Raw genomic sequence first — 10,383 nt, 5'->3', positions numbered from 1 at the left:
AAATTATTAAATAAAGTTAAATTAACTTTATTTAAAGACCTATATTACTTTAGTGAAATAACAATAGTGCTATTTAATATACCTCATCAATCTTTGTGTCATAAACCACCGAGATTATTTATCAAAGGATCTCTATGACTCGTTTAGCCTCCCGCTTTGGCCAGGTGAACTCGGTTCGCCGTGACCGCCCCCTGACCCAAGATGAGTTATCCAGTAACATTTTCGATCAAGTACTCACTACAGATATTCCCCCTCAAATCTTAATATCAAGGTAATATTTATCAATGTGGCCAACAGATAATTGGCCTATAAGTCATTACATTGATTATTTTCCCTGCCCCATATGGATTATCTCTTGTCCCGATAAAAAACAATCATACGGAGTTGCTGCATAGAGCAGCCGAATGCGATAGTTATCACTACTCTGTGCTGACAAGTGGCTAGCAGTAAATTCAGCCACGCTTAATTTTTTTCCTTTCTCAGCCGGGTCTGCAATATCTGCTGCCTTTTTCATCGGACTCATATGGTCAGGGACTGAACCGTTAAAATCGGTAAATATCTGCACAGCCTGCTGTTGTGCTACTGCGCCCTCTGGACAGAGGGCCGCATAAGTATTACCTACACCCATAAAAACCATCGCTATACACCCTACTATTTTTTTCTTCATTTTTATTTCCTTATCACGATGTGGTGACATTCCCCGTATTCATGTTGTAAAACACAATATGGGGACAGGTTACTGTGTTTCTGAGCAATACCGAAAACGGGTATTTATTACGTGTTTCATAGAAACACACTTTTGATACCGGTTCTGGCCCATTTTGCATTCCGATATTTTTTGCATACACCTTATTAGAGTAATTATTGGCATAGGCTGATGTGAGGGGCAGGCACAACAAGGCACTAATAAGCAGAGTATTTATTCTCATACGGGTAATCCTGCAAGATTGGAGGCGGCAATAAATCCGACCATCCAGCCAATAAATTGTGGTCCTATCGCCCAAAAAATACGGGCACCGATAACCTGTTGCGTGGTACCCAAAACCACATCAGGTCTTAACCATAGCCGCAATAAATTACCAATGAAAATACCTAATGCGGGTACCAGGACAAAGGCCAGAACCGCTCCTGATGTATGTAAAAATCCCTGAATACGTGGGTCAAAATATGCTGCCAATATCCCTACCAGGCTTGACAGCGTTATACACATTGCAAGTGGCACAGCCTCTTCTCCTTTCATCCTCAAGTTCTAAGCGCCAGGTACAGATATCCCCCCAGGCACGAAACATTACCGATGCATTGCAATGCACCTATCGTATTGATTTAAAATCACTATTAATGAATTAAAACAGCTTATTTTTTTCAAAATAAGGTTTCGAACGAGTGTATCGACAGTGAGGAATGAAAGATAATTGGTAATACAGATCAATTTTCGTTTATTGATCTGTTTAACCGATCAATACACCGCAACAACGGCATATGCGGCTCTACAGGTCACATAAGAAGGCACTGTCATTCAGTGTTAAGCAAGGTCTGGCCTGTCACGGACAGTCTGTCCAAGTGTTATAGAAAGCAAAGAAGAGATATTCATCAGTCAACCTTGAGACGACTGGATGGGTTAAAAACCAGTCATTGATCGTGCCCTGGAGTTCTGAGTATCTGTTTGAGGAAAGGTGTAAACAGGTGGATATCGTTCCGTATTGCGCCAACGAGTAGAAAATCATCAATGCGAGTTGTTCACGTAATTGATGACAGGTTACCACTCGGGCAATACGTTCAAGGTACCGATGACACTGAGTGAAGCGTAAACGCTCACATTCATTCATCAACAAGCTGAAATACGGACATGCTCTGTTAAGTAAGGGATAGTCATCAATATTCGTTGATGTACGGCCACGATGGTTATGCCTGTCTGAAAACCGGGATTTGAGAGTCGTCAGGGTTGGCAAGAGAAAACGGGGGAAAAGCATCAGGTCAGTCATTTCAACGCCATCAGACAACACGGAAACCATGCTTATCTGAAGGTAGCGTCGATGCGCACTCAGCCGTTGACCGGTATGCATGTCCCAGCCTGTACAGGCATTAAATTCAGCCTGACAGGCCTTTTTAAGCGCTTTTGTCGATCTGGTGGTATACACAGTAATATCCTTTTGGATAGGGCTTCCTCTCAACAACGCCATCACTTTGAGCCATACACACAGCTGAGGATATTAACGCAGTAGATAAGTCAGGCGAGTATGAGTAAAGGGAAGAAGATGATGATTAGGGCTGAATAGATAACGAATAGGTAATAACAAAAGAAAAGAGTAGGTCCGTTTATTTAGCTATTCCGGGAGTCCTTTATTTTATTCAAGAGCCAGACTTCCACCTCACTTTTCAACCATCGTGAGCTCCGGCCAAGTTTAATCGGCTTTGGAAATAACCCGTCCTTTATCAGTTTATAAAACCATTTATCGGTAAGGCCTGTGAATTCAGTGATAAAGACCATATCGATCATTTGGTCATTAAGCAGAGATGTATTTGCAGATATCATGATGAGTTCTCTCCGGTGATGTTAAGGGAGAGCCGTACGCAGAAAGGAATTAATGTTTTCTGGTATTGCTCATCAGATATCAGTTCGCCGTAATTAATGACTTTCAGGCCCGTCTCCTTGGTCTCCCTCTCCGGGTCCTCTCAGGTATAGTGCTGAATCGGGTATTGACTCCGTCAGGTTTTTGCTCAGTCTTTGCCATATAACTGAGAATATATTTCATGGTATTCATACCCACTTCATTACCGTATTCAGTTATTTCCTCACTCCTGACTTTATAATGACGCTGAGGAGTACACCTGTGAGCATAACCTTCTTTTTCAGTGACACTCTTCCAGAGTTTCTCTATCTCCTGAAATACTGGCCAGGCTTTATTACGTAACTGTGCATTGATGAATATTGCACAGTGAACATGATGTCGGTGGCCTATTCCGTATTCTGCCACCCAGGCATAACCGGCAATGCCGTTGATATCTATTAATCGGTTTTCCAACTGAACCATATCGGCACACATTCCATGTACATCCTGGCGAGTGAATTCAGACAAGTGGCTCAGATAAGCGAAATCCACTCTCAGCAGTATAAGTTTTGAATATTTATTGAAGAGATTATCAACATGACGGTGTAATTCGGATTCAAGGTCAGGATATGTCTGGTGGTTGGGGTTTGTAATACGGTGTGTTCTCATGGTGTACTCCTCATTATGTCGTTTCATGAACATGTGAGGAAGACGTAAGTTTTAATATGATTGATGTCGGTGACGGTTTGAATGGTTTGTTTGTGTGGGTTAATATTCATAGCGGGACAGGTATTACTCAGAATAACAGTAATAACCTTATTTAATCATAACTGACACAAACCGTGGGTTGTGGCATATCGGGTTTTAGTTTTATCACTCTTCTGATATTATCGGGCACCAACGGCAGAGCGAACCTCACCGTATCCGTGCAGGATTGTATTGTGTCATCGTATTATTTAATCCAAAAAACCTTCACTGAAAACTGACGTTCACAAAGAAGCAATGTTTAGACACTCAAATTGGTCACGCTAAATTTTCGGTAAAATTCCGGTAATTTTGTGATAAAACAACTATAAAATCACTTCAAATGACGGTAAAATCACGGCGTGATTACTTTACCAATGGATGACTGATAATGAGTTTTGATCATTATATTTCGGAAAAAGATGTCAGGAAATGCCAGTTTTATTTACGTTATATGGATAATAGAAAACACTCAGAAATAAGGGTTCACAGAGTTTTTAACAGGCGTGATAATTGCGAAAATGTGGAGGAAATATGCTACTGGATTAATACAGCACTTGATTATGCCTTCAAAGGAAATGAACGGGATAGGGGTTATTTTGTAAATAAAATGGAAGCATCCTGCAAGGATAGGATATTACCATTAGTGAAATTTGACTGGATTAAAAATGATAAACGGATTTGCTTGTGGTTATGGTATAAAAATATTGGTTATCGACGCAGGCTTGGTGATGTATTCCCAGAACATCTAGGACGATTTGATGCTATTGTCGAATATTTTGATACCATGAACAACGGAGGATACCAAAAAAAAGAATCACTTGATAACGCCAAAGGTGACTGGCAAAGAAAGTGGAATACTCCCGACCCCTTTAACAAGGAAAATATAGAGGCAATAAATTATCTGTGGGATTCCGCCGTGAAATTGCATAGCAATATCATCCGATATTTTTCGCCCATTACTGATGACGACAGAAAAATATGCCTGACCGGTTTTTATGATTGTATTCTGGATACTCCAGAGAAAAAAGAGTTGTTTCTGCGAAAAATTAAAAGCGCACTGTCTTCGCATAAACACCGGGAAAAAGCAGGTAAGGACCATATTAATAAGAAGTTTTTACTGTCTCTGGAGAATGATAAAAAGCTGAATGACATGATTGCACTCGCTGGTGCCAAACGGGATGATTTTATGAATCGCCTGATTGCTGAAGAATATGAACGGCGTAAAATTACGAACAGACAATCTTAAATAATTTTCAGTTATATATTACCCCAGTGAATCCTTGAGGAATACGTCTGTATTCCTCTTCTTTTAAATATTCATAAAGGTGATATCTATGGACGAAAAGTCAGCGCTAAAGCTATTACATTCCTCCCTTGAACTCCTGCCATCTGCTGTGACCCGGAGAGTTACTCAACATCTTGAGGATATTATCAATTATGAGCCCGTCATCGGTATCATGGGTAAAACCGGTGCAGGGAAGTCGAGTCTCTGTAATGCAATATTCTCTCAACCACTCTCACCCACCAGCAATGTACATGCCTGCACGCGGAAGGCAAAATCCTTCCGGCTCAGTATCGGCTCCCGGCAAATGACCATTATTGACTTACCTGGGGTCGGTGAGAGCAGTGACAGAGATAAAGAATATCAAGACCTCTATGAACAGTGGTTACCCAAACTAGATCTGATTATATGGGTGATAAAAGCGGATGACCGCGCGCTTTCTGTCGATCAACATTTTTACCAGAATGTCATATGCGCAGCCCCGGAATATCAAGACAACGTTGTTTTTGTCTTGAATCAGGTTGATAAAATTGAGCCCTGCAGAGAATGGGACAGTATTCAAAATTGCCCATCCTCAGAACAGAAAAACACTATCGTACTAAAAATACGCGCAGTTGAAGGCGCTATGGGATATCCACGCCATGCTATTAAGGCAGTATCAGCCGTTTATGGTTATAACCTTCCAGCAATGATAGAAAATATTATCTATGCTTTACCCCGCACCGCCACCAGCTGTTTTACCACACAAATCAGACCTGCATTTAAATCTGAATCGATTGAAAAAAAGGCCCGACAGGATTTTAGTGAAACGATGGAGCACGCCTTTGACCGGGCGGTTGAACAGATAACCTTGCCAAAATTGGTGATAAAAGCGGTTAAGGCAGCAAGGGATGCGATTGTTTCAATGGCATCGTCACTCTGGTCTTTCTTCTTTTGATTTTATATCTCCAAGCATGCTCTTTGGCCCAGCACGACCTATACACACCTCCATTTTAAAGCCTGCATACCTGAATCCACTTCATCACATTTTAGCCACTTCGCTATGAAGTGGCTTTTTATACCCATTTTATTAAGGAAATTATCATGACACGATTAGCGTCCCGCTTTGGCCGGGTGAACTCTGTTCGCCGCGACCGCCCCCTGACCCATGATGAACTGGCCTACTATGTGCCCAGCGTCTTTGGCGAAGACAAGCATGCCTCCCGCAGTTCCCGCTATACCTACATTCCTACTATTACCTTATTGGATAAGTTGCGTGAAGAAGGATTTGTGCCGTTCTTTGCCTGTCAGACCCGAGTACGCGACCTGGATAAACGTGAGCATACCAAGCATATGGTGCGGTTACGCCGAACAGAGCAAATCACGCAGAGAGAAGTGCAGGAGATTGTTTTGCTCAACAGTCACGATGGCTCCAGTAGCTATCAAATGCTACCGGGTATGTTCCGTGAAATTTGCAGTAACGGTCTGGTTTGTGGTCAGAGTTTTGGCGAAATTCGCGTACCGCATAAAGGGGATGTGGTGGAAAAAGTGATTGAAGGGGCCTACGACGTGCTGGGGATATTTGACAAAATAGAGGAAAGTCGTGAAAGCATGCAGGCATTAACGCTGTCAGCAGAGCACCAGTATGCACTGGCCCATGCTGCACTGACCTACCGTTACAGCGAGGAGCATCATCCGGTCACGGAGTCCCAAATCCTGATGCCCCGTCGCTGGGAAGATAAAAAAGATGACCTCTGGACCACATTCCAGCGTGTGCAGGAGAATCTGACCAAAGGCGGCTTACAGGGCAAGAGCACCAGGGGACAACGTGCCCGAACCCGCGCCATCAGTGGTATCGATGGTGACATCAAACTTAACCGCGCACTGTGGGTCATGGCGGAGCAGATGAAACAGTCTCTGTAACAAGGAGACACCTTGCCGATTATGATCGTTTTAACCGATCAATATTGCTGATATTGATCTGTAGAATCGATTATCTTTTATGCAACCCTACCGATACACTTTGTTTATATCCATCGTCAGGCTGAATACTTCAGCAAAAAATAATGTATTACAGACTTTCTGGTTGAAGGCTCGAATAAATGAAAAAGGTTTTTTTGGCTATTTTATTATTTCCTGTCGCTCATCAGAGGCTAACTTTTGGCGATGACCAACCGGAGAGCAATGACGGGGGAATACGGCATATTGGGGAGCGAACAGTCACAATTCTAGCCAGGTGATGTTATTCATAAGATGCACTCCGGGATGCGGAGTCTCAAATTCTATGGGTACCAAACTGTTTTGGCTGGCTGAGCCGTAGTGGATGAGATTAATGATCGGCGCGTTATTGTGTATGTCTTGGGTATTGAAATAACACGCCTGTTCTTAGGCGCGTTTATATTAAATATGCCGCCTGTATTATGTAGAGATCGATTAATTGAACCCAAGATAAATAATGTATTACGTGACCAAAATAGTGCCGTTGATGGGCGACGCTTTCGGTAATACTGCCGATAAAGTCCCCCTCGAACATGACTGATATCTAGATATCAACATCAGGCAATAAATGACGCAATAAAAAATCTTACTTTGATACGGTAACGCTATTCAGCCTTGCCGGGCAGAGTGTTGTTGTTACCTCACTGATTAAGGATAAAAAATGAAAGAATGGTTCTATGAAAAGAATGGGCAGCGCCATGGTCCGATAATGGAAACGGATATGGCCGTACTGATCGCCCATGGCACGCTGGTTGCGACAACATTAGTCTGGCAGCAAGGGTGGGATGAATGGATCCCCTTAAGTACCACCGTATTATCCGCCTCACTGAGCCAGCGCAGAACGCCCCCCGCGCTGCCGAGCCACAACGTCAGTAATACCGTCATCTGGATATTGGCCTTTGCTCCCCTGATAGGCTTTATGTTGGAGGCTTTCATCGCAGGAGCGACGACGGGGGATGAAGATGCGGCGATGGAGACCTTATTCAGTGGTCAATTCTGGTATATCACTCTTCTTTTAAATATTGCGCTCAGTTACTGGGATGAACGTAATCTGAAAAAAGCTGGGATCGATACCTCAGGCTACGGGAAACTCGCCTGGTTTGTTCCCGTTTATCTCTGGAAACGCGCCCAAGCCCTGACACAAAAGCCTGTCTATTTCTGGGTCTGGGTGGTCACCTATATTCTGACACTCCTTACTTTGATAGAAAGTTGAGCCTCTTCGGCCTCAACAATATAACTGACAGCAAGTCTTAGTGGACTAACGCTTATCATCAGTCTGTACTGTTGATATATCCATCAATACAGGGTGATTAATACATTAATATTAATCACCATCATAAATCCGCCCTTCCTAAATATTTCCCTCCTTACGGATTGTCTTCCCTATAATACATCACACTCCAATTTATAAATACACCGTAATAAGAAAGCAGATACCTAATACAAGGGGTTCTGCTTTTATACCGTTATTGGCAAATTAACCAACATCACCCATTCTCACTACAGAGTCACTCTCCCACTGGAGAGCGTTTTTTGTTTTATGGGTGTTACCGCCCCGGTGAAGTCAGTCGGTGCCGGTTAATGTGCGCAGGCGGTGACTGGCCTGTCTGTTTTGACGCTGATGGTTACGCACAATATTGCCCCCAACGGCAACTTATTTTTACCTCTCCCAGTCATCACACTGCAGATAATTAATCTTACCTAAACGCTCCCCCGGTAAGCACTTACTCACTGTTATAACGCCTCGCATCAGCAGGTTCCCCGGTTTTCCGGAGAAGCCTGTTTTGCTATTAACCGATGATGACACAAGGATTTTTCTCATGAATACGCAAATCAATACAGATACAAGCACACTCACTGCCACCCAGGTCTCTGATGCGCAGCGCATCCATTTCTGGCCTAAACACTTTGGTCAGGTACCCAAATGGGTGTTGATTGAACCACAGATTTTTCGTTGGCTGGACCGGTTGTGTGACGACTACCACGGTGACTTTTGGGACTTCTACACCTTGCCCAACGGCGGGGCATTTATGGTACCGGGCACGGAGCAAGACTATGTGTTGTTTAACACGCTCAATGGCAATGGGGCCACCGTCAGTCGTGAAGCAGCCGGTATCATTGCCTGCCTGATGACCTACAGCCACTGCGCCTGCAGCACCGAGAGCGAGGCTATGACCGAACACTTCTACCGACTGCGCGAATATGCCTTACAACACCCTGAAAGCCAGGCCATTTTTGACTTGATTGACTGACGAGCAGGAGTTCCCCCATGCCACATCAGCCTATGCGTGCTTCACTCCCCACCTTGCCTTTTGCCCAGCAACAGATTATCAGCAAGGCACTGGCGATACTGGAAACCCAACTCCGACACCGGCCCTACACCTTGACCTCACCCGAGGCAGTGAAAGCCTGGCTGCAACTCCATCTTCGCCCTCAGGGACGGGAGTGTTTTATGGTGCTCTTTTTGGACAACCGCCACCGCTTGATGGCCAGTGAAACCGTTTCTGTCGGCACCTTTAATGCCACCACAGTTTACCCCCGCGAAGTCGTTATTCGGGCACTGCACCACCGCTGTGCTGCCGTTGTCATCGCCCACAATCATCCAGCCGGAGACCCCACTCCGAGCCAGGCTGACCGTACACTAACTACCCGGCTGGTTAATGCGCTGAACATGGTCGACATCCGCGTACTGGACCACCTGATTATCGGTGAAAGCGAGCCGGTTTCGTTAGCCGAGTTGGGGTGGCTGCCATGTTAACGACTATCCAACAAACCCACATCCTGACCCTTCGCGGTCTGCAATGCAGTACCGCACATATTACCGAGGACGACAATACGCTGCTGTACCGGATTTCGCATTGCCAGGATTCGTTCAGCGATGGTGAGTGGATCCATTTTACCGGCACAGGCTATCTGATTCGACTTAATGCCTGGACCCATCCGGTGTTGCGCCTCAAACGGCTGGGGCTCTCCAAAACCAGCCGACGTCTGGCCACCACATTAATGAAACGTCATGGGCTAACCTACCTGCATATTGATGCTCTGGGTGATGTGTTGCCCGGTTTCGCCACATTCGACTGGTGATACCACCGCTCGTCTCCTGACGTAATTCAACGCCATCCACATTGAGAACATCCCCATGAAACCACACCCCACAGCAGCGGGTGCATTGCCCGTATCTGCTATTTATCAACAACTGCTCGCTTTTCTGCTTGAGCACCACTATGGCCTGAGCCTCAACGATACGCCCTATCACGATGAACAGGTGATTGCGCAGCAGATAGAACAAGGGATTTCAGTGGGCGACACCATCAACACACTGGTTGAGAAATATGCATTAGTGCGAATTAGTCATAACGGGTTCAGCGCACTGGCGCAAGACCCGATGTTGAGCAAGGGCGATATCGTGCGGGCTCGCCAGGCTTCGGGCTTGTGGCGTGCTCATTTTCCACCCACGTTGCTGTACCCAATCGAACTCCTTAATCCTATTCCACACAGAGATAATTAACATGAATAACCACATGACTACTTCCCCAACATGGGGCCTGAAACGTGATATTACGCCGCGGTTGGGGGCCCGACTGGTTCAGGAGGGAACGCATCTGCATTTTCTGAGCGACAGAGCCCACATTGTCGGCACCTTTTCCCTTGAAGCCACTCAGGCTCTTGATGCAGCGTTTCCCGCGCTGATAACCAAACTGGAATCGCAGCTGCTGTCCGGTCAGCTTGACCCTCGCCGTCAGCAGTGCCTTACAGTCCGGCACGGGGGATTTGTCTGTGAAGCGGATACGCTGGGCAGTCACGGTTATGTCTATATCGCGGTGTATC

14 protein-coding genes are annotated in these 10,383 nt (G+C 45.1%); 9 read left to right on the top strand and 5 right to left on the bottom strand.

Translation table 11 applies throughout. The annotated features are described in order from the left end of the window. Nucleotides 1–325: 325 nt before the first annotated feature. The 5 genes from AEP37_RS21305 to AEP37_RS21290 all read right to left on the bottom strand — a co-directional run bounded on the left by AEP37_RS21305 (nucleotide 326) and on the right by AEP37_RS21290 (nucleotide 3,218). Nucleotides 326–667, bottom strand: a complete 342-nt coding sequence (locus tag AEP37_RS21305) for a hypothetical protein (protein WP_042592744.1) — start codon at nucleotides 665–667, stop codon at nucleotides 326–328. A 258-nt stretch (nucleotides 668–925) separates the two neighbouring features. Further along, entirely contained in the window at nucleotides 926–1,222 is a 297-nt protein-coding gene (locus AEP37_RS24380) for a permease (RefSeq protein WP_126287036.1), read from the bottom strand. A 319-nt stretch (nucleotides 1,223–1,541) separates the two neighbouring features. Continuing rightward, the gene (locus AEP37_RS26300; protein WP_144405335.1) at nucleotides 1,542–2,138 is read right to left on the bottom strand and encodes a hypothetical protein; all 597 of its coding nucleotides are present in this window, start codon (nucleotides 2,136–2,138) and stop codon (nucleotides 1,542–1,544) included. 182 nt (nucleotides 2,139–2,320) lie between these two features. Next, nucleotides 2,321–2,533 (bottom strand): helix-turn-helix transcriptional regulator, encoded by a 213-nt coding sequence (locus AEP37_RS21295; RefSeq protein WP_042592743.1) that lies wholly within the window; start codon nucleotides 2,531–2,533, stop codon nucleotides 2,321–2,323. 103 nt (nucleotides 2,534–2,636) lie between these two features. After that, nucleotides 2,637–3,218, bottom strand: coding sequence for a YagK/YfjJ domain-containing protein (locus tag AEP37_RS21290; RefSeq protein ID WP_042592742.1), 582 nt, complete (start codon nucleotides 3,216–3,218; stop codon nucleotides 2,637–2,639). Between the two features lie 466 nt (nucleotides 3,219–3,684). Here AEP37_RS21290 and AEP37_RS21285 point away from each other — a divergent pair, with 466 nt between their 5' ends. The 9 genes from AEP37_RS21285 to AEP37_RS21245 form a co-directional block, all read left to right on the top strand. Next, on the top strand, nucleotides 3,685–4,542 hold the full coding sequence (locus AEP37_RS21285; RefSeq protein WP_042592741.1) for a hypothetical protein: 858 nt from the start codon (nucleotides 3,685–3,687) through the stop codon (nucleotides 4,540–4,542). Nucleotides 4,543–4,630: 88 nt separating this feature from the next. Then, nucleotides 4,631–5,515 carry a GTPase family protein gene (locus tag AEP37_RS21280; protein ID WP_042592740.1) on the top strand — a complete coding sequence of 295 codons (885 nt, stop codon included), beginning with the start codon at nucleotides 4,631–4,633 and terminating at the stop codon, nucleotides 5,513–5,515. A gap of 146 nt (nucleotides 5,516–5,661) precedes the next feature. Next, a complete protein-coding gene (locus AEP37_RS21275; RefSeq protein WP_049615214.1) occupies nucleotides 5,662–6,480 on the top strand; it encodes a DUF932 domain-containing protein in 819 nt (272 codons plus the stop codon). A 736-nt stretch (nucleotides 6,481–7,216) separates the two neighbouring features. Next, complete coding sequence (locus AEP37_RS21270; protein ID WP_042592738.1) at nucleotides 7,217–7,768, top strand: DUF4339 domain-containing protein; 552 nt, start codon at nucleotides 7,217–7,219, stop codon at nucleotides 7,766–7,768. Nucleotides 7,769–8,375: 607 nt separating this feature from the next. After that, nucleotides 8,376–8,807 (top strand): antirestriction protein, encoded by a 432-nt coding sequence (locus tag AEP37_RS21265; protein ID WP_042592737.1) that lies wholly within the window; start codon nucleotides 8,376–8,378, stop codon nucleotides 8,805–8,807. A 32-nt stretch (nucleotides 8,808–8,839) separates the two neighbouring features. Then, on the top strand, nucleotides 8,840–9,313 hold the full coding sequence (radC, locus tag AEP37_RS21260; protein WP_042592879.1) for a RadC family protein: 474 nt from the start codon (nucleotides 8,840–8,842) through the stop codon (nucleotides 9,311–9,313). Then, nucleotides 9,307–9,639, top strand: coding sequence for a DUF5983 family protein (locus tag AEP37_RS21255; RefSeq protein ID WP_050105368.1), 333 nt, complete (start codon nucleotides 9,307–9,309; stop codon nucleotides 9,637–9,639). Before radC ends, AEP37_RS21255 begins: the two co-directional genes overlap by 7 nt. A gap of 55 nt (nucleotides 9,640–9,694) precedes the next feature. After that, on the top strand, nucleotides 9,695–10,063 hold the full coding sequence (locus tag AEP37_RS21250) for a TA system toxin CbtA family protein (protein ID WP_042592736.1): 369 nt from the start codon (nucleotides 9,695–9,697) through the stop codon (nucleotides 10,061–10,063). Nucleotide 10,064: 1 nt separating this feature from the next. Beyond that, nucleotides 10,065–10,383: type IV toxin-antitoxin system YeeU family antitoxin (locus tag AEP37_RS21245; protein WP_049615213.1), on the top strand; the 319-nt coding region annotated here is incomplete at its 3' end.

The organism is Yersinia pekkanenii, from assembly GCF_001152565.1.
Lineage (GTDB): Bacteria > Pseudomonadota > Gammaproteobacteria > Enterobacterales > Enterobacteriaceae > Yersinia > Yersinia pekkanenii.
Note: the sequence above shows the minus strand (reverse complement) of the source record. Positions and strands in the feature narration are given on the sequence as shown.

Coding starts and splice junctions, on each gene's coding strand:
- AEP37_RS21305 (WP_042592744.1), bottom strand. CDS start 667: ATGAAGAAAAAAATAGTAGGGTGTATAGCGATGGTTTTTATGGGTGTA.
- AEP37_RS21295 (WP_042592743.1), bottom strand. CDS start 2,533: ATGATATCTGCAAATACATCTCTGCTTAATGACCAAATGATCGATATG.
- AEP37_RS21290 (WP_042592742.1), bottom strand. CDS start 3,218: ATGAGAACACACCGTATTACAAACCCCAACCACCAGACATATCCTGAC.
- AEP37_RS21285 (WP_042592741.1), top strand. CDS start 3,685: ATGAGTTTTGATCATTATATTTCGGAAAAAGATGTCAGGAAATGCCAG.
- AEP37_RS21280 (WP_042592740.1), top strand. CDS start 4,631: ATGGACGAAAAGTCAGCGCTAAAGCTATTACATTCCTCCCTTGAACTC.
- AEP37_RS21275 (WP_049615214.1), top strand. CDS start 5,662: ATGACACGATTAGCGTCCCGCTTTGGCCGGGTGAACTCTGTTCGCCGC.
- AEP37_RS21270 (WP_042592738.1), top strand. CDS start 7,217: ATGAAAGAATGGTTCTATGAAAAGAATGGGCAGCGCCATGGTCCGATA.
- AEP37_RS21265 (WP_042592737.1), top strand. CDS start 8,376: ATGAATACGCAAATCAATACAGATACAAGCACACTCACTGCCACCCAG.
- radC (WP_042592879.1), top strand. CDS start 8,840: ATGCGTGCTTCACTCCCCACCTTGCCTTTTGCCCAGCAACAGATTATC.
- AEP37_RS21255 (WP_050105368.1), top strand. CDS start 9,307: ATGTTAACGACTATCCAACAAACCCACATCCTGACCCTTCGCGGTCTG.
- AEP37_RS21250 (WP_042592736.1), top strand. CDS start 9,695: ATGAAACCACACCCCACAGCAGCGGGTGCATTGCCCGTATCTGCTATT.